Genomic DNA, 18,109 nt, shown 5'->3' on the forward strand with positions numbered 1-18,109 from the left:
CTCTAGATTTTTTTTATTCATAATCAAAAAACATAACTAACCTCAGTCCCTCAGTGTCATAAGAAGAATTAATTATTGAAATTTTACGATAAATTGATTTATTTAATCGATTATCCAGTTTATCTACAAATTTTTTTCTCATTTCACTCTCTTTTTTTATTTTATACTCATTTAACTCTATTCTAATTTCAAGAATTTCTCTTCCCTTTCTCAGACACTTATCAATAAGTGTTGAACTAGGGATATAAATTTCTTTTATAAATTGTTCCACTAATGGACCAAACTCTTCCTCAATTTCGTAAATACTATTTACTTGAAATAACGATTCTATCTGCTTCTCAATATCAAAACGAAACTGATTTTGTAATAATCTAATTTCTCTTCTCATCAATTTATCTGGTGATTCATCAGGAAAAATGATGAGTTGTCTATAGTAATACGCCATTTTATTATTTTTTAAAAGTTTAAAACAATCTTCAATATACTCAGGACTTAGATAGGATACTTCAATAGCCCCCATATTCTTATGCCTAACTCTCACTGAATCACCTCATTTCATATAATTAATCCTATTAAGACGTATTCAAACATATACCTAATTTCATTTAACTCTAAAAAAAGATGTTACCACCTATCGTGATAACATCTTTTAAATAATCCCCCAACACCTTAAAAAATATCTCCCCCGAAACATTTTTTAATAGCTAAGTATACCTTTATTCGCTTAATTGCTTGTCTAGTTGTTTTAATTTGAGGTTTCTTAGACTGAGCTTTAAGATCAACGATTCACTTAAATTGTATTTTAGGGCAAGCGTATGCCAATCCATATAGGAGTAGACTTTTTCGACTTCTTCTTTGTAGTGCTTTGTTCGTTGATAGCTCACCTCTGGATTAATGGCTTCATATAAGTCAAAGTACCAATCCCCCGGTAAATGACTTCGTTGATTTAAAACGATTGAGGCTAAATTAGGGCAATTATTGGTACTACATAAAATCCATAAATCTTTTAAAAATGGAATGGATCCTCTTGCTTCAATCTCGACAGCACTTTGTCGACATAATGAGCCGTGATTTAACGATTCACTCATCGGATCGACGATATGCCAAAGAATCGTTTCCATAAAAGCGTGACAGACCTCTGTTGCTTTTACCTTCCCCTTAACACTTCCCATATCATTCCTTCTCTCCTTTCAATATTTTTCTTAGTTTGTTAATCGCATCACGCGTTCGATTTTTTACAAGTCCCACACTAATTCCTAAACGTTTTGCGGTTTCCTCAAGTGAACAATCATTAATGTATCGCTCTTTGATCACCGCTTGTTGATTTTTTGTCAGATAACCTAAATAAATCTCCATCATCATGTTGTCCATGACTTCAGATTCATATGAACCGCCACCATAAGTATCAAGCAATTTATCCTCTGTTACGCAAACTCTTTGTTGATAATTTGTCATACGTGTTAATCCTGTCTTCATTCGATTAAGGATGTAAGAGTAGGCATATTTATCAAACTCTCCTTTTTCCTCATCATATCGGATTGAAGCTTCCCACAATGCAACTAAACCAATCTGATAGAATTCATCTATATTTCCTTGGATGTGTAATTGTCTGATTGCACCATACACTAAATGCAATTTTTCTTGATACCAGTTTTCAAATGGCTGGTTCATTGTATTCCCTCCCTAGGTCTGTTTTTAATGACAAGAAAATTATACCAAATAAAGTAAACGTTTTCCAGTCCGACAAAATATCAATAAAAGCGTCAAAAAGAGCGATTTTCTTCAAAATAAGCCACACCCCCGTGGGGGTCAACCCCATTTCAGAGGAAATTTATCCTTTTTTCAAAAAAATATTTTTTTTGATTTTTTTTCGTCATTTACTACTTTTATGCCCAAAACTTCTGAAATAGCACCAAATCTTATAAAACAGAACCCATTTTGTCGAAAAAAGGGATCACGGTTATCACAAAAAAGGAGAACCTTACGTTCTCCTTTCCACTATCTTAATGCTTTTTTAATCAAATAAAGAATTAAAATCCCTGTTATTCCCCCACTAAAATCAATCAAAATATCACTGACACTCGCCGTTCTTGCAACAAAGGATTGCAAATATTCATCCATCACAGCTACCGATAAAATCATAAATAAGGAATAAATGACCTGATTCCAAAACGTTGACCTAAATCCTTGAAACATCCAAAACGCGAGTCCGCCTAACACACCATACTCAAAAAAATGAGCCGATTTTCGAACGATATAATGAACCTTTTGATATAAAATCTCTCGCTCATTTTCAGTTGGTTTAGGCGACGTCTCAACCGTTTCTTTGACAGGTTCAGATTCAGATGATTCTTGTTTTGGCTTTAACCACTCGACTGTCTTCTCAATCACCTCAACAATGGGATTAACAATTCGGTCACTACTTTCAATCGACACGTCCCCACTCTGCGTCCCTTGAAAAAAAATAAATCCCATCCATAAGATGGTGAACAAAACCCTAACTTTCTTCATAATCTCTCCTTATAAAATTGTGATCATCTTAGATTACCACAATTTTATCCATTATTCTACCAAGTCAAGACTTTGTAATAACTTAGCTTTTTGCTTCGCAATACCTGGTGTCTTGACGAGAATGTAGAGCTTTTCAGAAAAACTAAACCGTTGATGAAAGAGTACTCTAAAAAATCGATCCACCCAAGCAACCGGTAACAACCAGTGGTAGCGATGAGCATACGTATAACGTTTAGGTAAATCCCTGATACTTGGAAAAACTGTTTGCAAAAAGATTCGTCCTTTACTTTGCTTATGATCGCCATAAGCAAAGTAATGTCCAAACTGCTTGCCTTTTTCACGATGTCCATGCACCCCACTTGAAAAAATCGCCTCAATAAAAGAAGATAACGGAGCCTGATTGACCTGAACATCGTCTATCTCAAGTTGTAATAACTCCCCACAGGCGGCTAAAACATACGTTGAAAAAGTAACAAGTTTTAACTCGGTTAATCGTCGCCAGACATAATTCATATCTAAATGAGGATGGGCTTCCATCCATAATGTTAGATCACAGAGCTGACGAATTCCAAAGCCAGAAGACTTAAAATGTCCCGCTGCATGTAACAGCAGATGAATTAAAAAGTCTTCATCTCCAAGTCGTAAAAAGCCATTTTCCATCTTCAGTTGTTGCCAAAGCGCCATTTCAAAGTCTTTAAAACCTGTTTGACGAGACGCATTGACAAGCGACCAATGAACTTCTAACTGAAATCCCTCACCATCATAAACATGATGTTTTTCATTCGTGAGAGGACGTTTCACATAACCAAGAGACGTTAACAGCTGATGCACTAATTCTAAATCGTCTTCACGAACTAAGACATCAACATCCCCCATTGTTCGAAGATCGGCTTGCGGATAATAATTTTTTAAGACAACTCCTTTTAATAACACAACCTGAATCCCTGATTCTTTCAGGTGATTTAAGGCCTTCATCGCCTTCATCAGATACTGAGACTGCGTTAAACTTTTGAATATAATCTCTTGCTTATAAGGAGATAAATCGGTTTGAGATTTTAAGACTTTATAAACTAAACCTTCAACATCGTGTGCCTTTGCTTCTTCCATTACAAGTTCTAAATTAAAATCCTCACTCATTTGATAAGCTTGATTTCGAATTGAAGCGGATAAACATGCCGCTAATTGTTGTTGGGATGGCTTCATGCTTTCGCCTTCCTAACGTTAAATCGACGTTTTGGCTTTTTTACCTCTAAGCCATAACTATGATAGTAATGATAGTATTGTTTAGAGGTGACAGGCATCATCGTCATCACAACCCCTAGTAAATTCGCTTTAACATTCTTTAAATTTTCTTTTGATTTTAACGTTAATTCAATATCACTTTTCCCACTAGCTACCACGAGTAAGGTTCCATCTGTATGAGCACTAACCAATGCCGCATCTGTTAAAATGCCGACAGGCGGTGTATCAAAAATGATGCGATCATATTGTTCACGCACCTCTTTTATAAAAGCTTGCATTCCTTTCGAACTCAAAAACTCAACCGGATTCGGTGGAAGTGGCCCTGTTGTTAACACATCAAGATGCTCATTAACACACTACTTAACCTCATCAAGTGATTCTTTTAAACAAAGCACATGACTCAATCCCTGGCTATTCGGTAATTCAAATAGTTGATGAAGGCGTGGACATCTCAAATCACAATCGACAAGCAACGTCTTCTTCCCCGTTTGTGAGAACGTCATCGCTAAATTGGCTGAAGTCGTACTTTTCCCCTCCGAAATCCCAGGGCTTGTAATCGTCAACGTCTTTACCTCTTGATCAAGCGATGAAAAATTCAAATTGGTTTCAAGTGTTCGATAGGCCTCCGTAATCGGTGACTTTGGTTGATGTACAGTTATTAACGCGTTATCCATTTCCCTTCCCCCCTACTTTGCAAAAATATCTGGGATGACTCCCATGACCGGTAAATCAAGCCGTGTGCTGACTTCTTTTGGCGTTTTAAACGTTTTATCCAAATATTCCATGACAAAGATGAGCCCCACACTCACCATTCCTCCAAGAATGGCTCCAATCATCACCTTCGTGGTGAGTCCCATTCCTTGAGGAACATAAGACACTTTAGCCACGTCTAAAATCGACGAATCCATGTCATACATCATCTCTTTAATCATTTCTTGAAACACAGCCGCTACCGTATTCGCAACCTCTGCTCCTAGTTCAGAATTAATATGTTTTACACTAATGCGAATAATCGAACTATCATCTGCACTCACCGAAATGCTATCTAAATTCTCAGTTCCTAAACGGCTGGCCACCTGCTCACGAAGATTCGTACTATTAATAATTCCCTGAAACGTTTGAAGCAAATCCTCACGAATATAAAAATCAGAACTACTACTCATCCCCACATTAATATCCTGACGATTCACTAAAACCGTCGTATACGTCGAATACATCGGCACATACGACTGATACGTATAAACTCCACATCCAACCATGCCTATGATAACAAAACTCACAATGAGCCACCATCGTTTCAAAAGCATCCTAAAAATATCTTCAAGTGTTAGCTCCATCCCAACTAATTCTTCCATCGCATCTCCTCCTAGCTTTATTCCTACCTAAACATCTGCATTAAAACACAACTGTATTTCACATATGAAATAAGAATCTTAGCTGTGCAATCTTTTTGGTACTAAGACATCCCATACTCCAGCTAAAAGTTTTCCAAGTGTGAAAAACTTATCTGGACTTATATATCTAAGCTTATTTAATAAACTATCTAATTAGAACTCCAATCCCCTTACAAAACCTCTTAAAACATGACAAAAGGCCGCCTTTGGCGACCTCATACTAATATAATAAATTAATCCATTTGCTAATTCGTCCCTTATGAGGAGTTCCTAAAATAGGGGGATATTTTTTATGTAAATAATTTTCAAATCCCTCATAATCACGAACCAAGATATTGGATAGGTTACAATTAATTAGACAGTTTTTTTAAGGTCATGTAGAATTATAACTAATAATGACTAAAGGAGCCCTTAACATGACCCAAACTAAAACCCGTAGACCTCGCCGTACTTATACTGATGAATTCAAAAATCAACTAGTTCAACTTCACTTAAATGGTAAACGTAAATGTGATATCGTTCGTGAATATGAAGTATCATCTTCCCTGCTTGATAAGTGGATTAACCAATCTAATTCCACAGGTTCTTTTAAAGAGAAAGATAATCGCACTCAAGAAGAATTAGAGTTAATTAAACTACGTAAACAAGTGAAACAACTTGAAATGGAAAATGATATTTTAAAGCAAGCAGCGCTGATCTTAGGACGAAAATAAATGTGATTAAAAATAATACGCACAAGTATTCTGTTTCAGCGATGTGTAAAGTCCTTGATGTCCCTCGTAGTACCTATTACTATGAGTCTAAACCTAGACAGAATGAAACTCAATTAGTAGCAGATATTATTGAGATTTTTCGTCAAAGTTACAATAATTACGGAACAAGAAAAATTAAGCAAGAATTGAAGAAACTAGGTCATCAAGTATCACGTCGTCGTATTGGACGCATCATGAAACAAGAAGGGCTTGTCTCTAACTACACAGTAGCTCAGTATAAACCACACACAGCTAAATGTAATGAAGATAAAGTTGAGAATGTAGTTGAAAGAAAGTTCAATGATCAGCCCCATTTAAACGTTGTCGTAAGTGACTTAACGTACGTTCGAGTAGGAAATCGTTGGCACTATATTTGCGTACTTGTAGACCTATTTAATCGTGAAATTATTGGACATAGTGTAGGTCCTCATAAAGATGCTGAATTAATCAAAAAGGCCTTTAGTACTGTTCAAACAAACCTTAATCAAATTAAAATTTTCCACACCGATCGTGGGAATGAATTTAAGAATAAAATGATTGATGAAATTCTAGAAACATTTAATATCGAGCGTTCCTTAAGTATGAAAGGATGCCCGTATGATAACGCTGTAGCGGAAGCTACATATAAAGTAATTAAAACTGAATTTGTAAGAAATAGAACATTTGAAACACTAGAACAATTAGGGTTATATTTTGGTGACTATGTGAACTGGTATAACAATCATCGAATTCATTCCTCACTAGGATATTTATCCCCAATTGACTTTCGAAAAAACAACCTCAAAAAAGTTGTTTAGTTTAGTGTTGCCAATCCAGTTATTATAATATACAAACATTACTATATTCCCCTAATAAATAGATGATATTCAAGGATATTTTTCTCAATAAATACAACAATAGTTTTGCAAGTTTTAAAAATTAAATTCAGTTTACAAGTCATATCGACTATTGTAATTATAGTAGGTAAAAAAAGTGTATCATCTTCCTAAAAACTTTAGTCAAATAATACACTTTCTTACTTCTAATCACTACCTAAGCATAACTTTTAAACTAATATTTTAACAAATTACATGATTATAAAAATCGTGATCTAATCTCATACGCTAAGTCATCTAATTCATACTTTTGATATAAATCCTTAACCATTTGAATATACAGTTGTTTAGCTTGGATATACTGCTGCCTAGTTAAATAATCATAAACTTGTTTAATATAATCGTTATATAGCGTGATGTAAACTAACTGAGAATTAGCTTCAGCTTCAATCTTTTCAATAATTTTGGGTGCCATCTGATAGTATTCATAAATTAAACTTTCTCCATCTTGATCTAGCACTAAATAATTATCTCTGTAATACCTAATAAGTTGTAACTCCTCGCAAGTATCACCTTTCCCAAGTGCTAAGCATGTAGCTGTCGTTAAAAAACACCAACTATCATTTGAGCGACTTGTAGTCGTCGTCGTTTTGGTTGAATAATTTGTACTACTACTATATGTGGTTGAAGTCTGTGTTCTTATTTTATCTCGATCTATCTTACTCTTTAAACGATTATAAGCCGTTTTAGCTTGCTTATGCCCAGATAAACTAGCTGTCTTATAACAAGTTAACCCTTTACTCAAATTCTGCAAAGTGCCTAGTCCATTTTCATACATACGCCCTAAATAAAAATAAGATACTGCCGTCTTACCCTTTTCAAACATATACAAAGCTTCTGGATATTTTTCATTATTATAATAACAAATCCCTAATTTTTCATAAAATTCTAAAGCAGGTCTACCTTTTCGATGAATGATAATTTCATATAACGGAATTGCACCTCGATAATCATCTCGTTCATAACGCATATTAGCTAACTCTATTAAAGCTTCTCTTGAGCCAAGAACAATGGCCAGTTTATAATGAATAATCCCCTGAGCGAATTTTTCTTCTTGCATAAAATTACGAGCCACTTCTAACATTGCCTCGGGTAACATGTTGTTTGATAAATACTGCAAATCAAATTCATGTAAACTCTTATTAGACTGAGTATATAGTCTAAATAAATGCTGTCCTGCTTCAATATGTCCTCTTTCAAAAGCAAGCTTCATCAATTTGACACCCTTAGAAAAATCTTTTTTACTCAATGCCATTCCTTTTAAGTAAAACTCATCCGCACTCTCAACCCGATCTAATTTTAATGCTAACTCCTCAACCTCTTCATTTGAAATTCCAATTTCTTTTCGGTACATAATTTTAGCACGAATAATAAATTGTCCTTTATTAGGGCTTAATTTTAGATTTTTAAGATGTTGCTCCACATATGGGCGTCCTTGTTTTTGAGAAATCATTAAATAAAGAATAAATAACCGTTGATCAGCAACCAACTCAAGTCTATCTATATATATTTTTGCTAACTGAAGTTCATTCAATTCAATCAATGACATCGTTAAATCCAACCACAAATTCTTTTCATATGTTTGGAGGTATATTGATTTACTTTTCACAACATCTTTTTCTGATTGTTTAAAGTGGACCTGCTCTATATTTTTCATTTTCGAAAGAAATTCATTTCGTACTTCTTGGTGTTTAGACAACAATTCTTGGGCTTTCAAATGACTAATCTTAATATTATCGCGCATTACTTTAATACTTGCTAATGCATCATCCTCGCGTGACCATAACACAATATCTTTATTAAACTTAGAAATTAAATTTTTTGTTTTTTCAACTTCCTCTAAGTAAAATTTTTCTATATCTAATAATTTCATCAATAATTCATCTTTAAATGAAACATAAGCATTTGCCCCGTTTAAACTAGCTAATTGTCGTTTAACCTCCTCGGTTGAATAAGTTTGAAGACTTATTTGAAACTTATCTCGTTGACGGATAATTCTATTTAGGTTATTTAGAACTCCCTCATAATCTTCTACATTAAGATTAATTAATTTACGATAGTTTAGTTTTATAATGTGCTTTAATTCCCGCTCATAATTAGAATCTTTTGTAGCATTAATTAAAATCGCATCACAAAAATGCATTAAGATTTGATTTTCTAAATTATGATGAATGTAGTGTAATGGAAAATCAATAAAAATAATATCATCATATTCATGTCTAGCATAAATCATAATATGACTTAAAAATTGTTTTACATCAATTTTATCTTTCCACGATAATGAATTAGTTAATTTAATAGTATTTAAATCTACTTCCTGTTGATTATGATATTTATTTTTTATTACATACTCAGTTTCTTTATCACTGTGAATTAATATGGTTGGCATTCCTTGATTTTCTTTATATACTTCAGCTTCTTCATGAAGGTTCAATACATTTTTATAAAAATTATAACTTTGAAATTTACCTCCATTGACAATTCCAACAATAGTTTTCCCGACTAAAAAAGGATACTCTATATATAAATCTAATTGCTGCTTCCAAGTCTGTAAATCATGTAATAACCTAGCCTTTTCTAAATAACTACCCTCTTCTAAAAGTTTTTTAAGTCTATCAAACAATAAAGTATCTAAGTCATTCATCACGGGGCTTTGACTGTACTCTTCTCCAATATTTAATAGCATAGCTAGTTTCTTTATTTTTTCTTCTGTTACATTCTCCATAGCCAAATTCTCTCCTTCAAACACTATTAAATATTTTTAATTATTTCATTTAATTTTCGATGAACTTGACGATACCGCGAACGATAGATTGAGTTTTTTGCAAGACTAGCATTATTTTGTTTCTTAATTTCAACCATTGCATTTAGTTGAGAAGGGTTTTCACACTTAAAGATAATATTATTTAATGTGTGATTATTCTCTTTCAATCTTTTAAATTCGGTATTGAAATAGTTTTCGTATATCTCATTAATTTCTTTTAACTGCACACTCATATCTTCTTTTTGTTTACGATAAAGATTTGCTTCATTAAAAAAGGCTTCAATTGAATTTGTTCCATATTCTCTTTTTTCAGTCGCCGAATACGCAATCACATCAAAAATATTAAGTCCCATATTATTCAATACATCCTTCGAATAATTGATAACTTCCGTATATCTTTGTGGTGATACCTTATCACATTTATTAAAAACAACTAAAATACGATAACATTGATCAAGTTCATATAAGAACTCAATATCTGTCTGATTAATAACGCCATTTTCAATATCAACTAGCCAAATAACATAATCTGCGGTCTTTAAATTAATTTTAGCAGTTACCTCATCTTGTGTTTCTTTAATCAGTTTCGAATCATCTTTTGAATATCCTGGTGTATCTAATAGGACAACATTATCATAAGGTAATTTGCCTGTTTTAATTAATAAATGTCGAATAATATGTGAAAATCCAAGTTTATACTTTTCATTAAATAAATGTGTAATCGCTTGAATAGCATCTCGATCAAGTTTAACATCCATATCATTAACCGTATTAGCCAATAGCTGCTCTACTCCTATTTCCTTAGCAATATAAGTAGCAATCGATGTCGTCGGTGTCGTATCCTCTGGCAAAATATCATCGTCTAAAATCGAATTAATAAACCTTGACTTTCCAGCACTAAATTTCCCGCCTATTCCAACCACACACTTTTGACTCAACAATCGCATCTTACTTTGCTCGTACATTCTTTCTTTTAAAATCGATAACTTATTAAACACATTAATTTCTTCATCAAAGTCGATGTTTCCCATTAGATTCAATAAATCTCCATCAATCACACGATGCAAATCTAACACATTATTTAACTGTTTTCGCTTTTCCTGATTAAAGGCTAAAAGTTTTCGAACGAGATTAAACCCCTCCTCAGCCGAAGCTAAATAAGGATTCATACTTTCCGGTTCATATTCCTTAAGCATATCTAAATCTAAATCCAAATCTAAATCAAGTTCATCATCAAAATAATCGTTCATATTGACCCCTACCTATTTAATTCAAATTTCCCATACCTTTTACTTTCTTTTCTAAATCTAATAAATCGTGTTTAAAGGCGTCATACTTTCTTAAATAGGCCTCTTTTTCCTCAAACTGTTTCTTTAATTCTTCTAGTGTATTTTCTAGACTTGTTGAAACATTTTTAATAAAATCAGATGAAACTTCATCAAATTTCTGACAAATTTCCTCCTCAACATGTTGAATTTGGATACAAACATCATCACAAATATCACTTAAAACATCATTTTGCAAAGCAACAGCACGATGTATTCCATCTTCCCCTTCGATTTTAACATCTGTATAAGCATCGGTAATTATTTTTTTATAAGCCTTAGTCGGTAAATCTAACTTTGGCATATGCAACTCGAGTAAAGCCAGTTCAACAGAAATTAAAATCGAATCTTCGTCAAAATTCAATTGGCTAAAATCACATGCATCGATAATACACTCTTTTAAATCTCGTGTAAATTTAGATAAATTAACTAATCGTTTAAATTCATCACTCGTATCTTTTTGAATGCTAACTCGATAATTCTCAAGGTTTTTTACTAATTGAGTCGTCGTAATATAATTATAGTGAGTTATTTCAACAAAATCTTTTTTAAAAAATATCATTTTTCTTTTAGTATATGTCTGACTTCTTTCTCCTTGAGACACATCAATATTACCGTGTTGGTTCTTCAATTGTTGTAAATGAGCTTGTAAGTCTTGTAGCTTGTATTTTAAATCTGATTTTGTTTGTGCAAATAATAATTTAACTTTTGAATCCATTTTATTCAACTGACGTATAATTTCTTTATGTTGTTGTTCATATCCCTTTAAATCTTGTGTGGTTATCGCATGAGAACGAGACTCAACACTTTGACGAACCAAAGATACTTTTTTAGAGAACTCTTTTAACTTTGTCTTTTCAAAAGTTGCTATACTTTCTGCTACTATGACTTCTTTCTGTTCAATAATCGGTTGTAATTTATTTCGTTTAATCACGCCGATTTTAGAGTAACTCACTAAAGCTTCTTTATTGCGTTTAAATGTAGGGTAACGATTGACAAAGGTTTTTAAAATATGCGCTTCATCCTCAGTTAAATTTTTAAAATCTTTCTTTGCAATACTATAAAATAGTGATGATACAAAAACTGGCGGCATCGATTCTTGTATGCATTTTAAGGCATTATCATTGCTTTCATTTACATGTTTAGATAAAGTTTGGATAGCATGCACTGCCAGTTTTTTTTGTGTATCCTGAAATGCCAAAGTAAAATCATCTTTTATTTTATTGTTATCTAATATAGCAGAATCAAACTTACTTCCAACTAAAACAGCATTTTTTATTCCTTTATCCGGTAAAGTTGAGACAATAAAATTAACATCTTCATTAGTTAAAAATTGTCCTGCATAACTCAACAAGAAAATAACATCGCATTCCCCAAGAAAATCACGAGTCGTCATTCCACGCGAAACGATCGGGTCATTTGTTCCTGGCGTATCAACAACTTCAATTCCTTTAAGAACGGGTAAGTTTAAACTTAACTCTGTATGTTTGACTAAGGGAGTAAATTTTCCACTAACACCGACATAGTTATTTAGCTCACCAATAAAATCTTCAATTTTATAGTGTTGTGTTAACTCTTCAGTACTTCCTAAATAATCATACGGATTAATATTCGTATCATTGACCATTTCTACAAGTTCATGACATCCTTTTAAATCAGGTGATATATTTTGCTCAAGATAACGTTTAAATGCTTCCTCGTTAAATGGCATTACCATCCCACGGCGTAATCCCATTTGAGATTCCTCAAACTCCAAGCGTAAACGAGTGACTTCCTCATCAAATTGTCTTGATTTATACTCAATCAGTTCCCAGTCCTTTTGATCATAAAACACAATCGTTCCGCTCAATGTTTCACCATATTTAATTTTTGTTAAAGCAGCCGTCATTGGAGTAGCAGCCTTTGGTAATACCTCTTTCCCCTCAAATAGTAAGGCATTCAAAAAAGATGACTTTCCAGCTTTAACCTCACCGACAATACCAATTTTCAACAATCTATCCGTTTCAATTTTCTGTAACAACTTTTCCTTAATATTTCGATTACTCATTTCAAATTCATGTAAAATATTTTCATCAAATAATTCACGATGAGAATTTAATAATGTCACAATATTTTCATAAGTTTTACAAATATGTGTTATTTGATTAATTTCAACTTTTTTCATATCCCCATTACCCCACTAATTCTGAAATAGTTTCAATCGCTACATTAATTTTTTCAATATAGTCTTTTTGTTGCTCTATCTTTTCTACTTTAGAACCTTTGACTTGTTCAAGTGTATTTTTTATTGATTCTAATTGTTCATTAAATTGTTCATTAAGTTGCGCCACATACTCTTCTTCTAACTCAATTAACGATTTCTCAATCTCAGGTGTTAATTTAAAAATAATCTGCCCTACTAATTCAGTTTCAATTTTCTCTCTCATTTTATCAATCTGACTTTTTTCACTTCCTAGACCAAACATTTTCAATATCTCAGGTAAAAAGATTAAAATTAATTCTAGCCAAGGAGCCACAACAGATGTAAAAACAGCTAATCCTGTGGTAACAGCTTTATATCCTTTCGCAAACTTCTTACCACCATCTATTGCCTTAGCTGCCTTTGCAATGCCATTAATTGAAGATGAAGCAAGTGTAAACGATCCACGTATTCCTGTAATTACCTCATTAATATCTAAAAATTCAGTTTCTAAATTTTCAACTAAATGATTAAACTGTATTTCCACGTGTTTTGACGTAGCAGATAATAAAACAGGACGAATAATTTCATTTAGTGCCATAACAAAAGATTCCTCACCACTCAATGCACGTCGAGCTAAAAAAGATGATTGTTGTAAGATAGCATTCCTTAAATCATTTAAAATATCATTTTTAGCCACACTAGTTAACTTATATTTTAATTCTCTACTCTCCACCGCTAACTTACGTTCTAAATTATGATACTTATTTTTTAGCTCATCAATGGTCTGATCAATTTCACGCGTATCCAATTGACTGGCATTTTTTAAAGTCTCTAATAATAACAGAATTTCTTGTTCAATCTTTTCTAATCGAGAGCTAAAGAAATGTTCTAATGCTTTATCTTTATCAATAGTTGAAATAGCCTTTTTTATAACTTCTGGTGTATCTTCATTCATGATAGAAGTTAAACACACCTCAATATCCCTATAAAATAATCGCTGTAAAGAATTCTCTACCTCCGATTTTATTTGATTCAATTGTGATTCAGGTTTTTTATCCGCTTTATTTAATAGCACCTTAAACTCAACATTAAAACTATCTAATTCATCTAAAAACGCTATATCCGTCGTCTTAATTGTTCCATCTTCACAATCTATAACCAACATAAACAAACTACCTTCAGATAAATAACGTAAAATCGCCTTATTATGACTTTCAATACCAGAATCAAATCCAGGCATATCAACAAGTATAATATCCTTACCCAACTCCCTTAACCCAGGAATCGGCAAATAAACCTCTAAATATCTACACTTATTAACATTAATTTCATCCTGCTCATCCCCATCTGCACCTAACTTCATTAATATATCTATGTGATGCTCTGATGTTGTTCCATCAGTATAATGAGCAATAACTTTATGAGTTCCAAATTTGATTTCTGTAGCTAAACAAGTTTCTGGCTTCTGCTCTTCCTTTAATACATCTCCACCTAAAATCGTATTTAACAAAGCACTCTTTCCTGCATTAAAACGCCCCACAAAAGGTATCTTTATCTTAAATTCAACTAACTCTTTTCTTAATTTTTCAATATCTTGGTTCACTTTATCATCTAAATTAAATTCCTGACAAAACAGACTTAATTGATCTAATTTATTTAAGTATTTCTCTTTATTCATCCTATAATCTCCTCTTTCACCTAAAATAAAACAAAATTATGAACAAAACTTCGTCTTCAATAAAGCTAATTGATTTTGTAAATCTTCATTTTTATAATCCATATACTTATTAAGATTCTTTTGGCGTTCATCAGACATCCTCTTACACTTTTCATCGACAAGTGATCGAATTCTAATTCTTACCATAGTATCAAAAATGAGTTCTTCCGTTGTTTTATACCAATCCTTAACCAGCAATTTCGGAAATAATACTTTTCCTTTTCCCCCATCGGAAAATGCATGATCATTACTCTTCATAAACGGCATCTTAAAATAATCAGCATAAAGAGCTGAAACGTATTCCGCTTTATCTTTTTCAGACATTCCATAGTAAAAGCAACTCTCAAATCCTAAATCAAATAGAATTTGTTCTAAAATCAAACGATCTTCAACCCTAATATCCTTCATATGATCAATCACTAGGATTAATCCCTTATCTTTATAGTCATTATACTTATTAGCTATAAATGTAAAATTAGAATTTTCACGTTCCCATTTTAGAATTTCATTCTCGACTGCATCTGCTACAACAAGCTTTTTATACTTTTTAAAAATCACATCAAATAAATTTCCCAAACAGATTCTTACCCAAATATCTGTATCACAGATTGGGTATCTTGAAAACTCAATCGCCTCATGATTCATTTTCTAAACACTCCAATAATACCAATAATGATTTCATTTTTTCTGGTGATATTCTTTGATGGATAAAATTAGCCTCCATATCATCAAAAAACTGCTTTGATAAATACACATCATTTGTTTTTGTAATGAGTCTAACATCCCCGTGACATTCTTCTGTCAATTTTATTAGCTCTGAATACCGTTCTTTCTTGGATAAGGAATAGCGCTTTTTCAAATCATTTTCAAACTCTGGAAAGATCTGAATTAATCGTTTTATAATCGCTTGAAAACTGACCTTAAAATAATTTTGCATGGCAATAATTTCTGTATATCGAATATACTTCAAATTCGTAATTCTTTTATTTTTTAAATACTCTTTAACTAACTCTTCTGGCATTAATAAGCACCCTGCAAAACATTCAGCTTTGAACTCAATTTCATCAAGTTCTCGTTCCCCATGAAAACTTAGTGAACTTCCTTCTCCAGTTACCGCATGATAATACTCATGCCATACTGAAAAATACTGGCGCCCAAGTGTCTGTGCAGAATTTATATAAATACAATCAATTCCACTTTTTCTTATATGAAATCCTGATAAATTGTCATCCTTAGATGGGAACTTCAATATGAAGAAACCCTTTTTTTCTAACAATTGAAAAGGATTACTAATCACTTCATTATCTGGAAGTAACTTGGCACGCTCAACTCTCGCAATCGGTATAGCAGATTCATACCACTCTCTTTTTTTGTCACCTGAAATATCTATCACCATTAAACAAAATTCCTCCTAATTCTGATTAATCTTATGTTGAATAACCATTTCCTGAAAAATAATATTAGCTAATTCAATGGTTTTAGAAGTTTCTTCATTCCCACATCCAATTTCTTTTTGACGGTAACTAATACTTACTGGCTCTTCAATTTCTTTTTCTAGCATTTGTACAATCGGTATTTCAAGTATTTGACTACAGGCTTTGTAGCTATTTACGTTAAAAAATCTTGGTGACTGTTCAATTTCCATAATTAAATCTTCATCTAAAGCTAACCTTTTAGCCATTTCAGAGATACTTTCATTTAACATTTTCCGTTTAACTATCACCATCTGACTTAACTCAGATATTGTGTACTTTGGACGTTCATAAGGACTAAACTGTACTTGTTCTATAATTGTTGCCACCCATATCCCTCACTTTAATTACCATCATTTTCACATATAAATTATATCATAGACACAATTCATCACGTTTATTTTTACAAAATTTAACTTAAATTTATTCATAAAAAGAACTCTCACTCTAGATAACTAACTTACCTAAAAATGAGAGCCCTATTATTAAATTTGTTTACTTCATCTCAACTTCAACAACTGCTAAAATTCGCTCAACATAAGCAACACACAACTCTTCCGTCTCCGCTTCAACCATCACACGAACCAATGGTTCTGTTCCTGAAGGGCGAACTAAGACACGGCCTTTACCGTTCATCTCGGTTTCCACTTCAGCAATCACTGCTAAAATCGCTTCATTTGTCATCATCGCATTTTTATCTTCAACGCGTAAATTCTTTAATAACTGAGGATACTTTGGCATCTCACTCGCTAAATGTGCTAACGTTTGTTGTTTTTCTACGACGATTTGTGCTAACTGAACGGCACTTAACATTCCATCTCCTGTTGTTCCATAATCTAAGAAGATTAAGTGTCCTGATTGTTCTCCACCAAAGTTATAGCCGTTCTTTAACATTTCTTCTAAAACGTAACGATCTCCAACTTTAGTTTGAACACTATGTAAGCCATTTGCTTCAACAGCATTATAGAATCCTAAGTTACTCATAACAGTTGAAACAACTGTTCCCTTGTTTAATTGTCCTTTTTCATTTAAGTAACGACCCACAATAAACATGATGTAGTCTCCATCCACAATGTTTCCATTATGATCAACCGCGATTAAACGGTCACAGTCTCCATCAAAAGCAAATCCTAAGTCAGCGCCATGTTTCACAACCTCTAATGCTAAAGCCTCAGGATGTGTTGATCCACACTGTTCGTTAATATTCACGCCATCTGGTGTTGAAGAAACAGTCACAACTTCCGCTCCCAACTCTTTAAATAGTTGAGGGGCTAAAGCTGAACTTGCTCCATTTGCACAATCTAACACGACTTTTAAGCCATTTAAGCGCCCGTTAATCGTCGTTTCAAGGTAATCCACATATTGCTTCGCTCCACGGTAGAAGTCTTCTACTCGTCCAGTGTGACCAGCAATCGGACGTGGTAACGTATCAGGCGCATCTAAATAAGCTTCAATTTCGTTTTCTTGCTCATCACTTAACTTATAACCACTGTGGCTAAAGATTTTAATTCCGTTATCTTGAACCGGATTATGTGAAGCAGAAATCATGATTCCTGCTTGTACATCTAGATTTTTTGTTAAGTAAGCCACTCCCGGAGTTGTAATAACGCCAAGTTTTAAGACGTCAGCCCCTGCTGAGACAAGACCGGCAATAAGCGCACTCTCGAGTAATTCACCAGAGATACGTGTATCACGTCCAATTAAAACCTTTGGACGTCCACATAAACTTTTTAATTGATATCCTAAAATACGTCCTAACTTTAACGTAAATTCAGGTGTTAATTCCATGTTCGCTACTCCGCGAACTCCATCTGTTCCAAAATATTTTCCCATATCTTTCTCCTCTATTCCTACTTTCTATTCTGGTTCTATAAT

The 18,109-nt window shown here is 33.1% G+C and carries 17 protein-coding genes; 1 reads left to right on the forward strand and 16 read right to left on the reverse strand.

The features are described from left to right. Window positions 1-13: 13 nt before the first annotated feature. The 8 genes from HMPREF9402_RS00935 to HMPREF9402_RS00965 form a co-directional block, all read right to left on the reverse strand. On the reverse strand, window positions 14-541 hold the full coding sequence (locus tag HMPREF9402_RS00935) for a hypothetical protein (protein WP_039930620.1): 528 nt from the start codon (window positions 539-541) through the stop codon (window positions 14-16). 175 nt (window positions 542-716) lie between these two features. Continuing rightward, the gene (locus tag HMPREF9402_RS00940) at window positions 717-1,172 is read right to left on the reverse strand and encodes a hypothetical protein (RefSeq protein ID WP_009606207.1); all 456 of its coding nucleotides are present in this window, start codon (window positions 1,170-1,172) and stop codon (window positions 717-719) included. A gap of 1 nt (window position 1,173) precedes the next feature. Further along, on the reverse strand, window positions 1,174-1,671 hold the full coding sequence (locus tag HMPREF9402_RS00945) for a sigma-70 family RNA polymerase sigma factor (protein WP_009606212.1): 498 nt from the start codon (window positions 1,669-1,671) through the stop codon (window positions 1,174-1,176). A gap of 327 nt (window positions 1,672-1,998) precedes the next feature. Beyond that, window positions 1,999-2,511 (reverse strand): VanZ family protein, encoded by a 513-nt coding sequence (locus HMPREF9402_RS00950; RefSeq protein WP_009606203.1) that lies wholly within the window; start codon window positions 2,509-2,511, stop codon window positions 1,999-2,001. Window positions 2,512-2,562: 51 nt separating this feature from the next. Beyond that, entirely contained in the window at window positions 2,563-3,714 is a 1,152-nt protein-coding gene (locus HMPREF9402_RS00955) for a nucleotidyltransferase domain-containing protein (RefSeq protein ID WP_009606214.1), read from the reverse strand. After that, window positions 3,711-4,088, reverse strand: a complete 378-nt coding sequence (locus HMPREF9402_RS14670) for a tyrosine-protein kinase family protein (RefSeq protein WP_009606201.1) — start codon at window positions 4,086-4,088, stop codon at window positions 3,711-3,713. The genes HMPREF9402_RS00955 and HMPREF9402_RS14670 overlap by 4 nt, the downstream gene beginning before the upstream one ends. 21 nt (window positions 4,089-4,109) lie before the next feature. Continuing rightward, the gene (locus tag HMPREF9402_RS14675) at window positions 4,110-4,427 is read right to left on the reverse strand and encodes a CpsD/CapB family tyrosine-protein kinase (protein WP_009606204.1); all 318 of its coding nucleotides are present in this window, start codon (window positions 4,425-4,427) and stop codon (window positions 4,110-4,112) included. Between the two features lie 12 nt (window positions 4,428-4,439). Continuing rightward, a complete protein-coding gene (locus HMPREF9402_RS00965; RefSeq protein WP_009606215.1) occupies window positions 4,440-5,108 on the reverse strand; it encodes a YveK family protein in 669 nt (222 codons plus the stop codon). Between the two features lie 455 nt (window positions 5,109-5,563). Here HMPREF9402_RS00965 and HMPREF9402_RS00975 point away from each other — a divergent pair. Further along, a protein-coding gene (locus tag HMPREF9402_RS00975; RefSeq protein WP_139058168.1) for an IS3 family transposase occupies window positions 5,564-6,696 on the forward strand; the annotation gives its coding sequence in 2 pieces (ribosomal slippage) (window positions 5,564-5,825 and window positions 5,825-6,696; 1,134 coding nt in all). 277 nt (window positions 6,697-6,973) lie between these two features. On the opposite strand, the gene HMPREF9402_RS00980 is transcribed toward HMPREF9402_RS00975, so the two are convergent. The 8 genes from HMPREF9402_RS00980 to glmM form a co-directional block, all read right to left on the reverse strand. Beyond that, window positions 6,974-9,499 (reverse strand): tetratricopeptide repeat protein, encoded by a 2,526-nt coding sequence (locus HMPREF9402_RS00980; RefSeq protein ID WP_009606210.1) that lies wholly within the window; start codon window positions 9,497-9,499, stop codon window positions 6,974-6,976. Window positions 9,500-9,525: 26 nt separating this feature from the next. After that, window positions 9,526-10,788 (reverse strand): dynamin family protein, encoded by a 1,263-nt coding sequence (locus tag HMPREF9402_RS00985; protein WP_009606213.1) that lies wholly within the window; start codon window positions 10,786-10,788, stop codon window positions 9,526-9,528. Window positions 10,789-10,804: 16 nt separating this feature from the next. Continuing rightward, complete coding sequence (locus HMPREF9402_RS00990) at window positions 10,805-13,027, reverse strand: dynamin family protein (RefSeq protein WP_009606211.1); 2,223 nt, start codon at window positions 13,025-13,027, stop codon at window positions 10,805-10,807. A gap of 7 nt (window positions 13,028-13,034) precedes the next feature. After that, window positions 13,035-14,723 (reverse strand): dynamin family protein, encoded by a 1,689-nt coding sequence (locus HMPREF9402_RS00995; RefSeq protein WP_009606208.1) that lies wholly within the window; start codon window positions 14,721-14,723, stop codon window positions 13,035-13,037. Window positions 14,724-14,759: 36 nt separating this feature from the next. Then, complete coding sequence (locus HMPREF9402_RS01000) at window positions 14,760-15,407, reverse strand: hypothetical protein (RefSeq protein WP_009606200.1); 648 nt, start codon at window positions 15,405-15,407, stop codon at window positions 14,760-14,762. Then, entirely contained in the window at window positions 15,397-16,158 is a 762-nt protein-coding gene (locus HMPREF9402_RS01005) for an ImmA/IrrE family metallo-endopeptidase (RefSeq protein WP_009606198.1), read from the reverse strand. Before HMPREF9402_RS01005 ends, HMPREF9402_RS01000 begins: the two co-directional genes overlap by 11 nt. Before the next feature lie 15 nt (window positions 16,159-16,173). Next, the gene (locus tag HMPREF9402_RS01010) at window positions 16,174-16,563 is read right to left on the reverse strand and encodes a hypothetical protein (RefSeq protein WP_039930625.1); all 390 of its coding nucleotides are present in this window, start codon (window positions 16,561-16,563) and stop codon (window positions 16,174-16,176) included. Window positions 16,564-16,729: 166 nt separating this feature from the next. Then, the gene (glmM, locus tag HMPREF9402_RS01015) at window positions 16,730-18,067 is read right to left on the reverse strand and encodes a phosphoglucosamine mutase (protein ID WP_009606209.1); all 1,338 of its coding nucleotides are present in this window, start codon (window positions 18,065-18,067) and stop codon (window positions 16,730-16,732) included. Window positions 18,068-18,109: the final 42 nt, after the last annotated feature.

Source organism: Turicibacter sp. HGF1 (assembly GCF_000191865.1).
In the GTDB taxonomy this organism is placed as follows: domain Bacteria; phylum Bacillota_I; class Bacilli_A; order MOL361; family Turicibacteraceae; genus Turicibacter; species Turicibacter sanguinis.